Below are 17,439 nucleotides of genomic sequence, written 5' to 3'. Positions count from 1 at the left end.
GCCCGTCAGAAATGCAGGATGAAGAACGAGCGCAGCGCGCCCGGCAGGTAGTCGTAGAGCATGGCGCCGGGGATCTTGACCTGCAGGAAGGATTTGAAGACCACCACCACCGCCGCGCCAAAGGCGACCCCGGCCCAGAGCAGGGTTTTCGACCGATACCCCATGCGCCAGATCATCGCCGGAACAAACGCGATGGTCACCGGCAGGTAGCCGATCACCGGCACCAGCAGCACGTAGCCCATGAACCACAGCGCGTATTCCATCGGTTGTGCCCAGATCCTTGCCTCGATCACGTCGGTGCGGCGGATGCGGTGGCGAGGCAGGCGCCAGAAATGCAACGCGCCGAACAGCACCATGCCGCCAAGGCCCACGGCGGGCCAGAACCGGGGTTGTGCGAAAAAGGCCGTGCCCCTGGCCCATTTCGTCTGCGTGCCGATCTGGCTGAGCAGCAGGGCGGAAAAGACCACGAATGCGATGGCAAAGATCACCTGGCCCTGCAGGCGACCGATCCAGCGGCGTTCTTCGGGGGTGCTCATCGTTGGGGTGTTCCCTGTCAAAGGAAAAGGGCCGGGCGCGTGGCCCGGCCCCGGCGTTGCGGGTTATTCCAGAAGGCCCTGGATGCGCGCCACCGTTTCGATGTTGCGCGCGATGCGGGCGGCGCTGTCGTCGGCATCCTGCCAATAGACCAGCGCGCCGGTTTCCTGTGCCACCGCCTGCGCGCGGTCGCTCATCACCGTTTTCTCGGCGACGGCGGCGATCTTGTCGCGCACGTCCTGCGGCGTGTCCTTGTGCACGAACAACCCGTTCCACAGCGCGATATCGAGGCTCGGGTCGACCTCGCCGGCGGTGGGGGCGTCGGGCACCAGGCTGATGCGCTGGTCGGTGATCGACACCAGCACCTTGACGTCGTCAAGGCAGGGCAGGATCAGTTGCAGCGTGGTGTTGATCACATCCGCATCGCCCGAAGCCAGCGTGTTGCAATCCAGCGCGTCGAAGGCTGCGTCGCTGCCCCAGCCGAACCCCTTGTTCACGGCCAGCGCCTTGGTCACCTGCGTGGGCGTCAGCGGGTCGCCGAAATGGCCAAGCGCCACGTCGTTTTCCTGCGCATAGGCGGCCAGTTCGTCCATGGTGGAATAGGGCGCGTCGGCGCTGGTGGCGATCACGAACGGGTAGGTCAGGAAGATGCCCACCGGGTCGAACTTCTCGGGCGTCAGGTCGTCGATGCCGATCTGGTGGCCGACCACGGGCACGCCGATGACGAAAGAGCCGATGGTGTAGCCGTCGGCGGGCGCGTTCGCCACCTCGATCGCGCCGGGGAAGGGGCCGCCGCCGCCGCCGGGCTTGTTCACCACCGCGGCCGAGATGCCGTATTCGGTTTGGAAATCCTCGGCGATCATGCGGGTCAGCACGTCCTCCAGATCGCCCGGAGGCCACGGCACCACGAAGCTGACCGGCTTTTCGGGATATTCGGCTGCGGCCATGCCGCCCAGCGTGGCCATGGCCAGGGTCAGGGCACCGCCAAGAAGGGTGTTCGGTTTCATTCTCAATCTCCCTGTGGTTGGTTCATTATTTGAACCGATGGTTCTGATTTACATTGACAGACGCTGCGACTTTCTGTCAACAAATTTGGCAAGGACTGTGCGCCGAACCGGCGCGATGCCTGAAAATGCGGCGCAGCAAAGGACCGGCCCGGACCATGGGAACAACAAGCAAAGCCCTGTCACTGCTGAGTTATTTCAGCCGCGCGCAGCCCCTGATCGGGCTGAGCGACATGGCGCGGCTGTCGGGGCTGAACAAGGCGACGGTGCACCGGCTTATGGGGGAACTGGCGCAGGCGGGATTCGTCGAACAGGCCGGTTCGGGCCGGGAATACCGCCTTGGGCCGGCGGTGATGCGGCTGGCCGCGCTGCGCGAACATGCGGTACCGATGCGGGATGTGGCGGCCGCCGTGTTGCGCGACCTGTCGGATGCCACCGGGGAAACCGCGCATTTCTCGCTCATGCAGGGGCAGACCCTGTCGACGGTGGCCTATGCCTACAGCCCGCTGCACGGCACGCGCGTCACGATGGAGGATGCCGAGGTGCTGATGCTGCACGCCACCGGCTCGGGGCTGGCGGTTCTGGCCTACAGCCCGCCCGGCATGGCCGACCGCGTGCTGGCCGGGCCGCTGGCCGCGCGCACCGACCAGACGATCACCGACGCCGCGCGAATCCGCGCGATCCTGGACGAAATCCGCGCGGTTGGCGTGGCCGAATCCGTCAGCGGTTTCGAAGAGGACGTGCATTCGCACGCGGCCCCGGTGTTCAACGCCGAAGGCGTGGCCATGGGGGCCATCGCCGTGGCTGCCCCGACCGCGCGGATGGATGCGCAACTGGCCGCGCGCATCCGCGCCGCCGTCAGGACGCAGGCCTTGCGCCTGACGGCCATGCTGGGCGGGCTGACCCCGCCGGATTACCCAAAGGACGAGAGGCCGCGCGATGCGGCGCAGGATGACAGCCGGGCCGTTTCGTTGCCCGCCAAAGGATGAGGACCCCCCGATGAAAGACGGCAATTTCCTGAAAGAGCATAACGCGCGCTCGATGTGGCACCCGATGGCGCATCCCGCCGACAGCCTTGCCAACCCGCCCACCATCGTCACCGGCGCGCAGGGCGTGCGGATCTCGGACGTGGACGGGCACGAGGTGGTCGACGCCGTGGGCGGGCTGTGGAACGTCAACCTGGGGTTTTCCTGCCAGCCGGTAAAGGACGCCATCGCCGCGCAGCTTGACCGGCTGCCCTATTACTCGACCTTCCGGGGCACGACGAACGATTGCGTGATCGAGCTGTCCGAGGAGTTGCGCGATTTCTTCGCCCCCGACGGGCTGACGCGCGCGTTCTACACCAGCGGCGGGTCGGACAGCGTGGAAACCGCGCTGCGCCTTGCGCGGCAGTATCACAAGATCCGGGGCGAGGCGGGGCGGGTGAAATACCTGAGCCTGAAAAAGGGCTATCACGGCACCCATTTCGGCGCGGCCAGCGTGAACGGCAATGCCAATTTCCGCACGCAGTACGAGCCGCTTTTGCCCGGTTGCAGCCATATCCCGGCACCCTATACCTATCGTAACCCGTTCGACGAGCCCGATCCCGAACGGCTGGCGCAGCTTTGCCTTGCCGCGCTGGAGGACGAGATCGCGTTCCAGGGGGCGGGCACCATCGCCGCCTTCATCATGGAGCCGGTCCTGGGCGCGGGCGGTGTGATCCCGCCGCATGAAAGCTTCATGCCCGGCGTGCGCGAGATCTGTTCGAAACACGGTATCCTGCTGATCGCCGACGAGGTGATCACCGCCTTCGGCCGCACCGGAAGCTGGACCGGCAGCCGGCACTGGGGCGTGCAGCCCGACCTGATGTGCACCGCCAAGGCGATCACCAACGGCTATTTCCCCTTCGGCGCTGTGATGATCGCGGACGCGGTGGCGCAGGTGTTCGAAAAGGACGAAACCGGCCGCGCGGCCATCGGGCACGGTTATACCTATTCCGGCCACCCGGTCGGTGCGGCGGCGGCGCTGGCCTGCCTGGCCGAGACAAAGCGGCTGAACGTGCCGGAAAACGCGGCGGCGCGCGGGGCCGAGCTGTTCGACGGGCTGCATAAGCTGGCGGCAACCTATGACCTGATCGGCGACGTGCGCGGCGGGCATGGCCTGATGTGCGCGCTGGAGCTGGTCAGCGACCGCGCCACCAAGGCACCCATCGACAAGGGCACGATCGGCAAAATTCAGGAGGTCACCTATCAGGCGGGCGCGATGGTGCGCGTGTCGGGGCCGAACATCATCCTGTCGCCGCCGCTGGTGCTGACGGGCGAGGATGTGCAGGTGATCCTGTCGTCGCTGGACAAGGGGTTTGCCGCTGTGTGAGGCCGGGCCAGGCGCCTGTGGCCGGGGCTAGACCACCAGCACCGGCACATGCGCCAGCCCCGTCACCTTGTGCGAGACCGAGCCCAGCAGATACCCCTCGACCGAGCCCATGCCGCGCGCGCCCAGAACGATCAGGTCGCAATCGTGTTCGGTGGCGAAGCGCACGATGGTGCGGGCGGGCTGGCCGGCCTTGACGAAGGCGCGCACCTTTTCGGCCCCGCCTTCGAGCGCCAGTTTCTTGGCGTGTTCCGCCACCTCGCGGGCATGGTCGCGCATCGCGTCGTCCATGTTGCCGGGAGGCGCGGCGCGCACCATGGAAAACGACGCCTCAAGCATCGAGTGATGGCGATAGACCGTCAGGATATTGATCTCGGCATCGCAAAGCTGCGCCAGTTCGGCCGCCTTCACCAGCGCCTGCTCGCCGCCTTTCGATCCGTCGAAGGGCACCAGAATCCTGTTGAACATCCGCGTCCTCCTTTCGGTCACTTGGCAAAGGCGAGATCACGCAGGAACAGCGCGATCTGCGGGAAGAAGATCAGCATCGCCGACACGCAAAGCAGGATGAAGATGAAAGGCGGCGTGCCGCGGATCACCTCGATATAGGGGCGCTTGAACACCGCGATGGCGGTGAAGATGTCACAGCCGAAGGGTGGCGTGGCCGAGCCGATGGCCACCTGCAGCGTGATGATCGTGCCCACCAGCACCGGGTCCAGCCCGACCGAGTTCACCACCGGGGCGAAGATCGGCACCAGCACCAGGATCACCACGATCGGGTCCACGAACATGCAGCCGATGAAGAACGCGATCGAGATCACCACCAGCACGCCGATCTGCCCCATCTCGTCGATGCCGATGCCCGACAGGATCGCCTGCGGGATCTGCGCAAACGAGATCACCCAGGAAAACGCGGCCCCCGCGCCCACAAGGATGAACACCACCGCCGTGATCAGGCCGGTGGATTTCGCGGTGTCGTAAAGCCCTTTGAAATCCAGTTCCCTGAACACGAACATTTCCAGCACGATGGCGTAAAGGACGCAGGCCGCCGCCGCCTCGGTCGGGGAAAAGATGCCCCCATAGATGCCGCCGATGATGATCAGCGGAAAGCCCAGCGGCCAGAGCGCCCTTTGCAGCGCGCGGGCGCGTTCGCCCCAGCTGGCCTTTTCCTCGGTGGGCACGTTGTTGCGCACCGCGTAGATCCACGAATAGATCGAGAACAGCACCAGGATCAGCAGGCCGGGGCCGACGCCCGCGATGAACAGTTCCGCGATCGAGGTGTTCGAGACAACGCCATAAATGATCATCCCGATCGAGGGCGGGATCAGGAAGGCGATGTCGGACGAGTTCACGATCAGCGCCAGGATGAAGCTGTCGTTATAGCCCGCCTTCTGCATACGCGGACGCAGCGGGCCGCCGATGGCGACGACCGTCGCCTGGGTCGATCCCGACACCGCGCCGAACATGGTGCAGGCGGCCGCCGTCGATACCGCCAGCCCGCCGCGCAGGTGGCCGACGAAGGACATCACCAGGTCGATCAGCCGCCCGGCGGATTGCCCGCGGGTCATGATGTCGGCGGCAAAGATGAACATCGGCACCGCGATCAGCGATGCGGGGCGGATGCCCGCCATCATCTGCTGCACCATGGTTTCCATCTGGCCCATCCCGCCGAACAGCGAATAGAACCCCACGAAGGCGCCCACGATCAGCGGAATCATCATCGGAAAGCCCAGAAGCAGCAGCACGATCATGATCGAAAAGATTGTCAGTGCCATCGTTCAGACCTCCATCTCGCCGTCGTCATACCCTTCGAGCACGCTGGTCGAGAGGTAGATATCCTTTTCGATCAGGTTCTTGATCGCGGTCAGCGCGTATTGCAGCCCGGTCATGAAGAACCCGACAGGCACCCAGACAAGGATGACCCAGACCGGAATCTGCAACGAGGGCAGCACGCGCCCCCGGCCCGCCTGCGTCAGGATGTATTGCAGCGAATACCAGGCCAGCCCGAGCATGAAGATGGCGGTCACGACCGAGATCACGACCATCAGCGCCTTGCGCGGTTTCGGCGGCAGCGCATCGAAGATCGCCGACATGCGGATGTGACGCCCGTGCCGGGCCGCGTAGGAGATACCGGCAAAGGTGATCAGGATGATGAGGATGCGGTTGAGTTCCTCGGAAAAGAAGATCGAATTCTGAAATATGAACCGGCCGACCACGTTGGCGATGGTGTTCAGCGCCATCAGCAGGACGCCCGCCGCCAGAAGCACGCTTTCGATGCGGCTTATCGTGTTGTCGATGGTGCCCAGAAATCCGGGCAATGAGGATTGGTAATCCTCCAGTGGTGCGTCGTCTGTTCCTGTCGTGTCGGTCTGGGATTGCAGCTGGCTGCTTTGTTTTTCTGCTGTCACCGAACGGTCCCCGTTCTGGGATGAAAATGGGTAGATGCGGGATGCACACCGTTCGGGTGCATCCCGAAAAGGCGCTGCAATATCAGCCGCTTACGTTGGCCAGGTCGGCCTTCATCTGTTCAAGGATCTCCTTGCCCGAGTCGCCGGTCATCTCGATAAAGGTCGCCTCGACATCCTTGGCGGCCTCCCTGAAGGGCGCGCGCTGTTCCTCGGTCAGGCGCGTCACGGTGATCGAGGGCTTGTCCTCTTCGATCTTGGCCAGCGATTCCTCGGTCAGGCCCTGCTGATAGTCGAGGATGTATTCGAACGCCGTTTCGACCGCGTTCTGGATCACCTGCTGGTCCTCTTCGCTGAGCCCGGCATAGAAATCCTGGTTGGCCATGAGCGCGGTGGTAAAGTTGTTGTGCCCGGCAAAGGTGATGTGATCCGTCACCTCGTACATCTTGGTCGATTCGACGAAGAACATCGGGTTTTCCTGGCCCTGGATGATGTTCGTCTGCAAACCGCCATAGACCTCGCCCCAGGGCAGCGGCGTCGGCGTCGCGCCGAACGCCTTGTAGCTTTCGACCAGCAGCGGGTTGGTCATGACGCGGAACTTGACCTCGTTCAGGTCGGCCGGCCCGGTCACGGGCTCCTTGGTGGTCATCACCACTTCGCCTTCGGGATACATGGTCAGCAGCTCCAGCCCCTGCGCGGCGTAGAGTTCGGGGAACATCTCGTTGATGGCCTTGGAGGTGCGGAAAAACTCGTTCAGCTCCTCGCTTTCCTGCGGCAGCAGGTAAGGCACGAAGAACACCTGCGCCTCGGGGATCAGCGACCCGGTAAAGCCCGGCGACTGGTTCACGAACTGCAGGATACCGGCCTGGGTCTGTTCCATGATGTCGGCGGATTCACCCAGCGTGCCGTAGGGAAAGAGCTGAATCTCGTGGTCCGAGTTCGCCTCGACCTCTTCCTTGAACTTGGTGGCGAACACACCCTGCACATCTGTGATCGCCTCTTCGAAGGCATAGCGCCACGTATCGGCCTGCGCCGCGGTCATGCTGGCGGCCAGCGCCACCGTCGCGGCGGTTCCGGCAAGGATGCGTTTCATAAATGTCATCGGGTACTCCCTTTCGGTTGCAAAAAACACGAATTGGCCGGCACAGAACGCACCGGAAAACGTGAGGGTTCTTCGATTTTCAGCCGGGTGGCTCAGGCGTCCGTCCCGGATGTGCACACGGGCCTGCAAGCCACACGCATACACGAGGTGCGGCAGGCAAAATCGGTCTTTACGCCGGTGCGGTGCCTGCCGGTCGCTACGCATCCACGATGACAGGTTGAACGCAGATGTCAATTCTAAGCGAAAAGCGACAATTTAATTCATTGATTCAAAACAGAAAAGCCCCGCTCATTCCGGTGCCTTCGGGCTTTTGCCGCGCTGCCGCCCTATGGCTGGGGCACGATCAGCACCAGCCCGTCCAGATCGTCGCTGGCCGCGATCTGGCAGGACAGGCGCGATGTCTCGCGGCGTTCGGCCTCGGCCACGTCCAGCATCGCATCCTCGAAATCGTCTGCGATCCCGGTCTTTTCCACCCAGTCGTCGGCGACATAGACATGGCAGGTCGCGCAGGACAGGCAGCCGCCGCATTCCCCGATCACGTTGGGCACGTTGTTGGCGACGGCAGCCTCCATCATGTTGACGCCATTGGCCACGTCTGCGGTGATCTCGCCATCGGGGAGTTTCCAGGTGACTTTCATTTCCAATCCTTTCCCGGCGCTGCCTCAGATGAACCAGACGTAGAAATCGCGCAGCTGGTCGCCTTCGAGGTCACGAGTCTTTTTGACCTCTTTTTCCTTCATGAAGATGTGGTTGTCGCACAAAAGCTGCCCCACGGCGGCCTGCAGCGCGCTGTCCGCCTTCAGGTCGGCAACCGCGCCTTTCAGGTCGATCGCCGTGCTGTCCTTGGCATCCCATTTCTCGAACCCGTCGCCGGTTTCGATCGGCGGCAGGGCATAGCCGTTCTCGACCCCCAGCCGCGCCGCCTGCAACACGGCGGCGACCGCGACATAGGGGTTGGACGAGGCATCGGCCATCCGGTGTTCCAGCCGCGCCTTGGCGCCGCCCTCGGTCGAGATGCGGGTGGTCACGTTGCGATGATCGCCGCCCCAGTTGCACAGGAACCCCGACAGCGATCCGGGTTGCAGCCGCTGATAGGAATTGGCGGTGGGCGCGATCAGCCCGGCCAGCCCGCGATGGTGATGGGTCAGCCCGGCGATGCACCCCTTGGCCAGATCGTTCATGTGATCCGGCCCGCCCCGTGGCCCCGCGGACAGCGCATTGCCGCCGTCGCCGTCGAGGAAGGAAAAGTTGATATGCATCCCCGATCCGCCGGCCTCGGCAATCGGTTTGGGCAGGAAGGACAGGACGATCCCGTGTTCCAGCGCGATCTCGCGCGCCATCAGGCGGAACAGCACGATATCGTCCACCGCCCTTACCGCCTCGTCGAAGGTCAGGGTGTATTCGAATTGCGGGCTGTCATATTCGCTGGTGATCAGGTCCAGCCGGAAGCCCAGCTCATCCGCCTTTTCCCAGATCGCATCGTTGAAGCGCAGCGGATCGGAAAACGGCCCCGTGCCATAGACATGCGCGCCGGGCGTGTCATAGGGCACGAGGCGGTTGTTCTCATCCGGGACAAGGGCGAATGCCTCAAGCTCGATCCCGATCTTCGGCGTCTGCCCGCGCGCCTGCCAATCCGCCACCGCACGTTTCAGCGCGCCGCGCCCGCACATTTCCAGCGGTGCGCCTTCGGTGTCGTAAAGATCGCCGATGACGATCTTGGTGGCGCGATCCCAGCTGTCGCGGATCAGCTCGCCCTCCCAGTGGAGTTCCATGTCGGGCAGGCCCTGCATCATCATCGCGCCGGGCGCATCCAGCAGATCCTTGTCGTAATGCACGCCGAAATTCGACCGGCAGAACCGGGTCGAGCCATCGCCGATCTTGGAGCCGGGCAGGTACTTGCCCCGCATGATCGACAGGTGATCGCAGAAAAGCGCGCGCAGGCGGGTGTTCATTCGGGTCTCTCCTGTTGGATCGGCCGGGGTCTTTGCCGCCCCGGTCCGCGATGTCAGGCCGGCACGACGCGCACCGGCAGTTCCTTGTAACCTCCGACGAAATTCGAGCGCAGGAATTTCGGCTCGCCGGCCGGTTCGATGGCCTTGATGCGCTTTGCCAGTTCCTGGAACAGCACCCGCACCTCGAGCCGGGCCAGCCACATGCCCAGGCAGACATGCGGCCCGCCCTGCCCAAAGGCGACATGGCGGTTGGGATTGCGGTTCAGGTCGAAGGTGAACGGATCGTCAAAGGCGGTGTCGTCCCGGTTGGCCGAGACGAACCAGTAAATCACCTTGTCGCCTGCCTTGATCGTCTTGCCATGCGCCTCGTAATCCTCGGTCGCGGTGCGGCGGAAATACATCGTCGGGCTGGCCCATCGGATGATCTCGTCGGCGGCGGTGTCCCATATATTGCCGGTCTGCATCTGGTGCAGGAATTTCGGATCGTGCGTCAGCGCCTGCAGGCCCGCAGCGATGGAATAGCGCGTGGTATCGTTGCCCGCCGCGACCAGCAGGCAAAAGAAATTGCGAAACTCCTCTTCGCTGATGCGGCTGCCATCCTTGCCCGGTTGCAGGATCAGGTGCAGCACCCCCGAGGTGTCGCCGGCGGCGTCCTTTTTCGCCATCAGCTCCTTGGCGTATTGATAAAGCTCCGCCCCCGCGGGCGAGTTGAAGGGCATCATGCGGAATTCATCGGTCGTCATCCTGTCGAGGACATGATCGGTGAAATCCGGGTCGGTATTGGCAATCAGCGCGTCGCCCTTTTCGACCAGCCAGGGCAGGTCTTCGTCAGGCGTGCCGAGAATCCGGCCCAGCATCCGCATCGGCAACTGGCGGGCGATTTCCCTGGTCGCGTCGAAGGTGCCCTTTGCAATCGCCGCATCAAGGATTTCATCGCACAGGGTTTTGATATCGCTTTCGAATTCCGCGATCACGGGTTTCGAAAACGCCTTGGCCACCTTGATCCGGGTTTGCATATGTTCGGGCGGGTCGGTTTCCTGAAAGGTGCGGCGGGCCAGGTATTCCTCGTATGTCTGGTCCTCCATCCGGATACCGCGGGCCGATGAGAAAACCTTTGGGTTACGATTCATTTCTACGATGTCGGCCATCCGCGTGATCGACCAGAACCCCTGCCCATCGGCATAGTCGGTCCAGTGCACCGGGTCTTCTGCGCGCAGCCGCGCGAACGTGTTGTGCGGCGGGCCGTTCAGGAACGTGTCATGACTCGTCAGATCGGCGTGGCCGGTGTCGGTCGGGGTCCAGACGGTCATGGCGAAACCTCTTTCCTTAACTTGTTAGGTATATTATACGGGGCTATAAATATGTAAAGAGGATTCCTGATGCGGCTCGCCACGCTTGTCACCAATACCGACGAAAGCGATTTTGCCCGCGTGCGGGATATGGACGATGTGAAATTCGCCAGGTTGATTGCGCTGGTGCGCCCCGATTGGGTGGTTGATGCGTTCAGCGTGAAAGACGGTGAATTTCCGGACGATCCGGGCCGGTTCGACGGTGTGATGATCACCGGCAGCCCGGCCTCGGTTCATGACGATGCCCCCTGGGTGGCACGGTTGGAGGAGTTGATCCGCCGGATGATCGGGCAGGGCATCCCGGTTTTCGGCGCCTGTTTCGGGCATCAGGCGATTGCCAAGGCGCTGGGCGGCACGGTGGGCTACAACCCCGGTGGCTGGGTCATGGGCCGGATCGAGACCGAGGTGACCGACCGGGCGCCGTGGATGCAGGACGCCCCCGCGACGATGGGCCTTTACGCCGCGCATAAGGAACAGGTGCTTGAGCCGCCCGCCGGGGTGCGCATCCTGACGCAGACGCCGGGGTGCCCGGTCGGCGGTTTCGCCATCGGCGGGCATGTCTATACCACGCAGTATCACCCCGAGATCGCGCCGGATTTCATGGCCGATCTGCTGGACGAACTGTCCGATGAATTGCCGGCCGAGGTGGTGGCGCAGGGCAAGGCATCATTGGCCAAGCCACCGGATCAAAAGGCTTTTGCCGAAACCATCGCCCGGTTTTTCGAACAGGCGCGGGGCTAACCCAGCGCCGCCAGCAGGTCCATTGCCGTCACCTGGTCGAATTGCACGTGCCGCGCCATCGCGGCTTCGGCCGCTTCGGCGTCGCGGTTCAGGATCAGGGCGGTGATCGCGCGGTGATCGCGGGCGCTGTCGGCGATCGCGCCCTTGTAATGATAGCGCGCGCGGTAATAGGCCATCAGCTTGCGCGCGTTGGTCTTTATCATGTCCAGCAGGAACGGGTTGCCAGCCGCCTCGGCCACGCGGGCGTGATAGGCCATGTTGAGCTGGTAATACCGGTCGGGTTCGGCATCGCCCAGAACGGCGGCGTGATCCTCGCAAGCCTTTGTCACCTGCTCCAGCTTCGCGGCGTATGACTGCGACAACCGCCGCGCCGCCAGCCCCGCGGCCTGCCCTTCCAGCTTGGCGTGCACTTCGAGAATGGCCAGGAATTCCTCAAGCGTGGGTTTGAATACCACCGCGCCCTTGCGGGGCAGCCGCTTGATCAGGCCGGCGGTTTCCAGCTGGATCAGCGCCTCGCGCACCGGCGTGCGCGACACGTTGTGATCGCGGATCAGCGGGGCCTCGTCGATCAGGTCGCCGGGGTTCAGGTGGCCGGATTCGATCCGGTCGAGAACGGCGGTGATGATGGTGTCGGTCTGGTTTGCCATGGGGGGAATTTCGGCCCGATTCGGTGGTTTGTAAAGGTTTATGTATACTTATGTATCTGTAAAATATGTAAACTCCGCGCGGTTCGGGCCGCAAACCGCGCGGTTCCGGCAACCCTATTCGCGCCCGGACCAGAGCCTGACCGTCTCGCGCGCGGTCCGGGCCAGCATCACCACGTCGATCCCCACCGCCAGGAACTGCGCGCCCCATTCGGCATATTGCTGCGCCACCTTGTCGTCGACCGCAAGAATGCCCGCCGCCTTGTCCGAGGCGGCGATGCGCCCCAGCGCGTCGCGGATCGTGTCGGCCACCTCGGGCGTGCCGGAGTTGCCGGGATACCCCATGTCGGCGGCCAGGTCGGCGGGGCCGATGAACACGCCATCGACACCCTCGACCGCAAGGATGTCGTCCAGCGCCGCGATCCCGGCGCGGGTTTCGACCTGCACCAACAGGCACATCTGATCATTTGCCGTAGCCACGTAGTCGGGGATGCCGGAAAACGCCGACGCGCGCGCCAGCGCCGCGCCCGCGCCACGGATACCGGCGGGCGGATAGCGCATGGCGCGCACAAGGTCGCGCGCCTGCTCGGCGCTTTCCACCAGCGGGATCAGCAGGGTCTGCGCCCCGGCATCCAGCACCTGCTTGATCGCCCAGGCCTCACCCATCGGCAGGCGCACCACCGGGTGGCTGTGCGCGCCTTTCAGCGCCACAAGCTGCGCCATGATCGAGCGCAGGTCGTTGGGCGCGTGTTCGCCGTCGATCACCAGCCAGTCGAACCCGGCGGTGCCCAGAACCTCGGTTGCGTAAGGGTCGGCGAAACCGGCCCAGCAGCCGATCACGCGCTCGCCTGCGGCAAGGCGTTGCTTGAATGTGTTGGTGGGCGCGGGCATGGTTTATCCTTTCCTGATCTGGTCGGCGATTTCGGTGATCACGTCATAGGCGGTGTCGATATCCGCGGCGGTGCAGTCGAACTGCCCGACCTGGAACCGGATGACGAAAGCGCCGTCGACGCGGGTTTGCGTCACGTAGATGCGGCCATCGTCGTTGATCCGGGTGATCAGGTCCAGCGTGGCCTGTTCCGGGTCGTGCCCCGGCGGTGCGAAGCGGAAGGTAAAGAGCGACAGGATCGGGTCGGTCACGATTTCGAAATCCGGGGTGTCGCGCAACCGCGCGCACAGCGCCTGCGACCAGCCGACGTGATTGCGGATCATCTGCCGCAGCCCGTCCAACCCATAGGCGCGGATCAGGAACCACAGTTTCAGCGCGCGGAACCGGCGGCCCAGCGGCACCGACCATTCCGAATAGTTGATGATGCCGTCCGCGCCGTGGGTTTTCAGGTATTCCGGCTGGATCGCCAGCGTGCGGGTCAACGCCTCGGGCGAGCGGATGAAATGCGCCGACAGGTCGAACTGCGTGCCCAGCCATTTATGCGGGTTGAACACCACGCTGTCGGCCATCTCGACCCCGCGCCACAAATCGCGGAACTCGGGGCAGATCATGGCGCTGCCGGCCCAGGCGGCATCGACATGGGTGTAAAGCCCGTGGTCCCGCGCGACGGTGCAAACCGCGGCGATGTCGTCGCAGGCGCCCATCCCGGTGGCGCCGGTGCAGGCGATCACACCGGCGGGCAGGCAGCCGGCGGCCAGGTCGGCGCGGATCGCGGCATCCAGCGCGGCGGGGTCCATGCCCCGCATCGGCCCCGGCGCAAGCGGGATGCGCACAAGGTTGGCCTGGCCGATCCCCGCGACCCAGATCGCCCGGTCGATGGATGTATGCGCCTCGCCCGAGCAATAGATGCGCAGGGGTTTCTGCCCCGGCAGGCCATGCGCGTTGCCGTCCCAGTCCAGCGCGCGCTCGCGCATGGTCAGCACGGCGGCCAGCGTGGCCGAAGAGGCGCTGTCCTGTATCACCCCGGCGAAATCGCCGGGCAGGCCGATGGCCTGGCGCAGCCAGTCCATCATTTTCGTCTCCATCTCGGTCGCGGCGGGCGAGGTCTGCCACAACATGCATTGCGGCGCCATCACGGTGACAAGCTGGTCGGCCAGCACGGCGGCGGGCGAGGCGTTCGACGGGAAATAGGCGAAGAACCGGGGATGCTGCCAATGGGTGATGCCGGGCATGACGATGCGTTCGAAATCGGCGATTACATCGGCAATCGGCTGGGCCGCATCGGGCGGCGTGTCGGGCAGGGCGGCCAGCGTCGCGCCCGGTCTGACCTGCGCGCGCACCGGGCGGTCGCGCAGGGTTTCGTGATAGCGTGCGGCCCAGTCAGCCAGCCAGTGACCCCATTTCGGAAACTCGGCCCAGCGCATTCCTGCCCTCCCTTGATCATTAACATGATAAGTAAATCATGTTGCGATGCCGGGCAACAGCATTCGCCGATGGCGCGCATGGTGGCAAGCGGGGGCTAGTTGAGTATTTGCAGAACAGTGAAGCCCGTGGCTGTGCCTTCACTGTTCGGGAAATACTCCGGGGGGAGTCCTCCGCAGGAGGGCGGGGGGCAGGCCCCCCTGCCACGTATCAGCCGGCGGGCCGTGCGGATTTCGCGGCGTCGAGCGCCGCGCGCAGGACCGCGCGGTCGCCGATATGGTTGGCGAGGATCAGGATCAGCCTTGCGTTGAGCGCGTCGCTGTCCTCCTTGCTCAGCCCCTCATGCGCGGCCAGCAGGTCGGCATAGACATCATCGGCCTGCGCAAGGTTCGGTTTGAGGTTCAGGTCGGCCATTGTTGCTCACTCCTGCCCGGTGGCGCGGCGGATCGCGGCGCGGGTGGCGGTTTCGTCATAGGTATCCCAGCGGGCCGCGACATGCTGGTCGGGGCGGACCAGGTAGATCGCCGATTTCGCATCGCCCAGGTAGCGCGCGGCCAGTGCGCCGGTGGCGTCGTCGGCGGCGGACAGGGCAAGGCGGGGGACGGTGATCCCGGCCTCGTCGATGGTATCGGGGGCGTCGGCATCCACCGTCAGCAGGGTGAAGCGGCAGCCGAGATCGCCCAGCAGGTAGCCATTGTCCAGCGGGGCGTCGGGGCAGGGCGCGCCGGGGCGCGTGCGGGCGGGGCCGCCGGGCAGCGCGTCGGGTGTGTTGAGCGGCGATCCGTCATAGGTGCAGGGCACCGACAGGCGGCCGGAATTCACCAGCGGGCGGGCGAATTCGTACTGCTCCGACAGGTCCAGCACCGCATCGCGGAAGATACGGCTGGTTTCGGATTTCGGTGTGATGAAATCGGTCGAGCGCGAGGAGTTCAGGATGTTTTCGTCCGCGCCGTGGATACGTTCGGTATCGTAGCTGTCAAGCAGGGTTTCGGGCGCGGTGCCGCCGATCACCAGCCCCAGTTTCCACATCAGGTTGTCGGTGTCCTGCAGCCCGGAATTGGCGCCGCGCGCACCGAAGGGCGAGACCTGGTGCGCGCTGTCGCCGGCAAAGATCACGCGGTTGTGGCGGAATTTCTCCATCCTCCGGCACTGGAAGGTGTAGATCGACACCCATTCGAGATCGAATGTCACGTCCTCGCCCAGCATCGCCCTGAGCCGGGGGATGACGTTTTCGGGTTTCTTTTCCTTTTCCTTGTCGATGTCCCAGCCCAGTTGCAGGTCGATCCGCCAGACGCCGTCGGGTTGCTTGTGCAGCAGCGCCGACTGGCCCTTGTTGAAGGGCGGGTCGAACCAGAACCAGCGTTCGGTGGGGAAATCGGCATCCATCACCACGTCGGCGATGAGGAAGTTGTCTTCGAACACGCGGCCGACGAAATCGAGCCCCATCATCGCGCGGATCGGGCTGCCGGCGCCGTCGCAGGCGATCAGCCAGTCGGCTTCCAGCGTGTAGTCGCCGTCGGGCGTGCTGATCCGCAGAACGGTGTGGTCGCCCTTGTCGGTCACGTCCAGCACCTTGTTCTGGCCGCGCAGTTCGATCGGGGCGCCCTCGGCCTCCAGCGCGCGGGCGCGTTTCACCAGGTATTCCTCGAAATAATATTGCTGGAGGTTGATGAAGGCGGGGCGGCGGTGGCCTTCTTCGGGCAGGAGGTTGAACTCGTAAACCTTGCGGTCGCCGAAGAACACCTTGCCGAGGTTCCAGACCACGCCCTTGTCCACCATTTCCTGCCCGCAGCCCAGCCGGTCGAGGATTTCCAGCGGGCGCTTGGCAAAGCAGATCGCGCGGCTGCCGAAGGACACCTTGTCGTTGTCGTCGAGAACGATGGCTTCGATCCCCTGCTGCGCCAGGTCGATGGCGGCGGCAAGGCCGATGGGGCCGGCGCCCACGACCACCACTTTGCGGCGCACCGGGGTTTGCGCGTCCTGGTCGGGGCTGCGGGTGTAGGGGTAGAGGGGGATTTCGAAGATCTTGTTCATTGCGGTTCCTCGCAAATGGCTGTCCTTGCGCCGGGGCTGGGCGTGGCTCAGCCCTGAAGCTGCTCCCACATGTCCAGGTCGCGCCGGGCGGTCCAGATGCGGGGCGTGTCGAGGCCGCGGGCCTCGTCATAGGCGCGGGCGACGTTGAAGGGCAGGCAGTGTTCGTAGATCGCGTAATCGGCGAATTTGGGGTCGCAGGCCTCGCGCACGGCGTCCCATGCATCCTTGAGCGATCCGCCACGGGCGGCGACGCGGGCGGCGGGTTTGTAGGTGCTTTCGACGAAATCGCGGGTGTTCTCGATGGCGGCATTGACCATCTCGCGGCCCATCAGCGCATCGCCGCGGCCCGGTGCGATGGCGTCCACGTCGAACCATCTGATCGCGTCCAGCGTATCGCCCCAGTCGGAGAAATGGCCGTCGCCGCAATAGCAGGCCGAGTGGTATTCTACGATATCGCCGGTGAACATCACGTTCTGGTCGGGCACATGGATCACCGCGTCGCCGGCGGTGTGGGCGCGGCCCAGGTGCATGATGTCGACGCGGCGGTTGCCGAGGTAGACGGTCATCGAGTCGCTGAAGGTGGTGGTGGGCCATGTCAGGCCGGGGATGCTTTCATGCCCTTCGAAGAGGCGCGGGAAGCGTTGGAATTCGCTGTCCCAGTCCTCTTGCCCGCGTTCGACGACCATCGCGCGGGCGGTGTCGGACATGATGACCTGATCGGCACCATAGGCGGCGGCGCCCAGCACGCGCACGGCGTGGTAATGGGTCAGCACGAGGTGGGTGATCGGCTTGTCCGTCACCTCGCGCACCTTTTCGATCACCTTGTTGGCAAGGCGCGGGGTGGCCTGCGCCTCGACGATCATCACGCTGTCGTCCCCGATGATGACGCCCGAGTTCGGGTCGCCCTCGGCGGTGAAGGCCCACAGGCCCTCGCCCACTTCGGTGAAGGAGATGTTCTTTTCGGTCATGTCGCCTTGCGACGCGAATGCCTTGGCCATGTGTCTGTTCCTTTTCGTC

General features: G+C 64.5%; 18 protein-coding genes. 3 read left to right on the top strand and 15 right to left on the bottom strand.

The window, feature by feature from the left end:
• Positions 1-5: 5 nt before the first annotated feature.
• Both F3H87_RS12875 and F3H87_RS12870 read right to left on the bottom strand, forming a co-directional pair.
• Positions 6-536: a tripartite tricarboxylate transporter TctB family protein gene (locus F3H87_RS12875; RefSeq protein ID WP_149788323.1), complete on the bottom strand. Its 531-nt coding sequence runs from the start codon at positions 534-536 to the stop codon at positions 6-8.
• 63 nt (positions 537-599) lie between these two features.
• Positions 600-1,541, bottom strand: coding sequence for a tripartite tricarboxylate transporter substrate-binding protein (locus tag F3H87_RS12870; protein WP_149788324.1), 942 nt, complete (start codon positions 1,539-1,541; stop codon positions 600-602).
• 155 nt (positions 1,542-1,696) lie between these two features.
• On the opposite strand from F3H87_RS12870, the gene F3H87_RS12865 reads away from it, so the two are divergent.
• The gene (locus F3H87_RS12865) at positions 1,697-2,527 is read left to right on the top strand and encodes an IclR family transcriptional regulator (RefSeq protein WP_149788325.1); all 831 of its coding nucleotides are present in this window, start codon (positions 1,697-1,699) and stop codon (positions 2,525-2,527) included.
• Between the two features lie 10 nt (positions 2,528-2,537).
• A complete protein-coding gene (locus F3H87_RS12860; RefSeq protein WP_149788326.1) occupies positions 2,538-3,890 on the top strand; it encodes an aspartate aminotransferase family protein in 1,353 nt (450 codons plus the stop codon).
• Between the two features lie 27 nt (positions 3,891-3,917).
• Here F3H87_RS12860 and F3H87_RS12855 read toward each other — a convergent pair whose 3' ends face one another.
• The 7 genes from F3H87_RS12855 to F3H87_RS12825 all read right to left on the bottom strand — a co-directional run bounded on the left by F3H87_RS12855 (position 3,918) and on the right by F3H87_RS12825 (position 10,653).
• Positions 3,918-4,355, bottom strand: coding sequence for a universal stress protein (locus F3H87_RS12855; RefSeq protein ID WP_149788327.1), 438 nt, complete (start codon positions 4,353-4,355; stop codon positions 3,918-3,920).
• A gap of 17 nt (positions 4,356-4,372) precedes the next feature.
• The gene (locus F3H87_RS12850) at positions 4,373-5,659 is read right to left on the bottom strand and encodes a TRAP transporter large permease (RefSeq protein WP_149788328.1); all 1,287 of its coding nucleotides are present in this window, start codon (positions 5,657-5,659) and stop codon (positions 4,373-4,375) included.
• A 3-nt stretch (positions 5,660-5,662) separates the two neighbouring features.
• The gene (locus F3H87_RS12845; protein ID WP_394852166.1) at positions 5,663-6,265 is read right to left on the bottom strand and encodes a TRAP transporter small permease; all 603 of its coding nucleotides are present in this window, start codon (positions 6,263-6,265) and stop codon (positions 5,663-5,665) included.
• Positions 6,266-6,374: 109 nt separating this feature from the next.
• Entirely contained in the window at positions 6,375-7,391 is a 1,017-nt protein-coding gene (locus F3H87_RS12840; RefSeq protein WP_149788329.1) for a TRAP transporter substrate-binding protein, read from the bottom strand.
• 326 nt (positions 7,392-7,717) lie between these two features.
• Entirely contained in the window at positions 7,718-8,029 is a 312-nt protein-coding gene (locus tag F3H87_RS12835) for a 2Fe-2S iron-sulfur cluster-binding protein (protein WP_149788330.1), read from the bottom strand.
• A gap of 24 nt (positions 8,030-8,053) precedes the next feature.
• Positions 8,054-9,343, bottom strand: coding sequence for a type I glutamate--ammonia ligase (locus tag F3H87_RS12830; protein WP_149788331.1), 1,290 nt, complete (start codon positions 9,341-9,343; stop codon positions 8,054-8,056).
• 53 nt (positions 9,344-9,396) lie between these two features.
• Entirely contained in the window at positions 9,397-10,653 is a 1,257-nt protein-coding gene (locus F3H87_RS12825; protein ID WP_149788332.1) for a cytochrome P450, read from the bottom strand.
• A gap of 69 nt (positions 10,654-10,722) precedes the next feature.
• Here F3H87_RS12825 and F3H87_RS12820 point away from each other — a divergent pair, with 69 nt between their 5' ends.
• Positions 10,723-11,433: a type 1 glutamine amidotransferase gene (locus tag F3H87_RS12820; RefSeq protein WP_149788333.1), complete on the top strand. Its 711-nt coding sequence runs from the start codon at positions 10,723-10,725 to the stop codon at positions 11,431-11,433.
• Here F3H87_RS12820 and F3H87_RS12815 read toward each other — a convergent pair.
• From F3H87_RS12815 to F3H87_RS12790, 6 genes are all read right to left on the bottom strand, one after another.
• Entirely contained in the window at positions 11,430-12,080 is a 651-nt protein-coding gene (locus tag F3H87_RS12815) for a GntR family transcriptional regulator (protein ID WP_149788334.1), read from the bottom strand. The genes F3H87_RS12820 and F3H87_RS12815 overlap by 4 nt on opposite strands.
• A 114-nt stretch (positions 12,081-12,194) precedes the next feature.
• A complete protein-coding gene (locus F3H87_RS12810; RefSeq protein ID WP_149788335.1) occupies positions 12,195-12,968 on the bottom strand; it encodes an aldolase/citrate lyase family protein in 774 nt (257 codons plus the stop codon).
• A gap of 3 nt (positions 12,969-12,971) precedes the next feature.
• Positions 12,972-14,390, bottom strand: a complete 1,419-nt coding sequence (locus tag F3H87_RS12805; protein ID WP_149788336.1) for a pyridoxal phosphate-dependent decarboxylase family protein — start codon at positions 14,388-14,390, stop codon at positions 12,972-12,974.
• 208 nt (positions 14,391-14,598) lie between these two features.
• Entirely contained in the window at positions 14,599-14,802 is a 204-nt protein-coding gene (locus F3H87_RS12800) for a DUF2783 domain-containing protein (protein ID WP_149788337.1), read from the bottom strand.
• 6 nt (positions 14,803-14,808) lie between these two features.
• Positions 14,809-16,422, bottom strand: coding sequence for an FAD-dependent oxidoreductase (locus F3H87_RS12795; protein WP_149788338.1), 1,614 nt, complete (start codon positions 16,420-16,422; stop codon positions 14,809-14,811).
• A gap of 47 nt (positions 16,423-16,469) precedes the next feature.
• Entirely contained in the window at positions 16,470-17,420 is a 951-nt protein-coding gene (locus F3H87_RS12790; RefSeq protein WP_149788339.1) for an MBL fold metallo-hydrolase, read from the bottom strand.
• Positions 17,421-17,439 lie beyond the last annotated feature (19 nt).

Origin of the sequence: Lutimaribacter pacificus, from assembly GCF_900142185.1 — a bacterium.
GTDB lineage: Bacteria > Pseudomonadota > Alphaproteobacteria > Rhodobacterales > Rhodobacteraceae > Lutimaribacter > Lutimaribacter pacificus.
The sequence above is the reverse complement of the archived record's forward strand: the minus strand, read 5'-3'. Positions and strand labels throughout refer to the sequence as shown.

Coding starts and splice junctions, on each gene's coding strand:
- F3H87_RS12860 (WP_149788326.1), top strand. CDS start 2,538: ATGAAAGACGGCAATTTCCTGAAAGAGCATAACGCGCGCTCGATGTGG.
- F3H87_RS12800 (WP_149788337.1), bottom strand. CDS start 14,802: ATGGCCGACCTGAACCTCAAACCGAACCTTGCGCAGGCCGATGATGTC.
- F3H87_RS12870 (WP_149788324.1), bottom strand. CDS start 1,541: ATGAAACCGAACACCCTTCTTGGCGGTGCCCTGACCCTGGCCATGGCC.
- F3H87_RS12820 (WP_149788333.1), top strand. CDS start 10,723: ATGCGGCTCGCCACGCTTGTCACCAATACCGACGAAAGCGATTTTGCC.
- F3H87_RS12865 (WP_149788325.1), top strand. CDS start 1,697: ATGGGAACAACAAGCAAAGCCCTGTCACTGCTGAGTTATTTCAGCCGC.
- F3H87_RS12815 (WP_149788334.1), bottom strand. CDS start 12,080: ATGGCAAACCAGACCGACACCATCATCACCGCCGTTCTCGACCGGATC.
- F3H87_RS12875 (WP_149788323.1), bottom strand. CDS start 536: ATGAGCACCCCCGAAGAACGCCGCTGGATCGGTCGCCTGCAGGGCCAG.
- F3H87_RS12830 (WP_149788331.1), bottom strand. CDS start 9,343: ATGAACACCCGCCTGCGCGCGCTTTTCTGCGATCACCTGTCGATCATG.
- F3H87_RS12850 (WP_149788328.1), bottom strand. CDS start 5,659: ATGGCACTGACAATCTTTTCGATCATGATCGTGCTGCTGCTTCTGGGC.
- F3H87_RS12805 (WP_149788336.1), bottom strand. CDS start 14,390: ATGCGCTGGGCCGAGTTTCCGAAATGGGGTCACTGGCTGGCTGACTGG.
- F3H87_RS12825 (WP_149788332.1), bottom strand. CDS start 10,653: ATGACCGTCTGGACCCCGACCGACACCGGCCACGCCGATCTGACGAGT.
- F3H87_RS12840 (WP_149788329.1), bottom strand. CDS start 7,391: ATGACATTTATGAAACGCATCCTTGCCGGAACCGCCGCGACGGTGGCG.
- F3H87_RS12795 (WP_149788338.1), bottom strand. CDS start 16,422: ATGAACAAGATCTTCGAAATCCCCCTCTACCCCTACACCCGCAGCCCC.
- F3H87_RS12835 (WP_149788330.1), bottom strand. CDS start 8,029: ATGAAAGTCACCTGGAAACTCCCCGATGGCGAGATCACCGCAGACGTG.
- F3H87_RS12855 (WP_149788327.1), bottom strand. CDS start 4,355: ATGTTCAACAGGATTCTGGTGCCCTTCGACGGATCGAAAGGCGGCGAG.
- F3H87_RS12790 (WP_149788339.1), bottom strand. CDS start 17,420: ATGGCCAAGGCATTCGCGTCGCAAGGCGACATGACCGAAAAGAACATC.
- F3H87_RS12810 (WP_149788335.1), bottom strand. CDS start 12,968: ATGCCCGCGCCCACCAACACATTCAAGCAACGCCTTGCCGCAGGCGAG.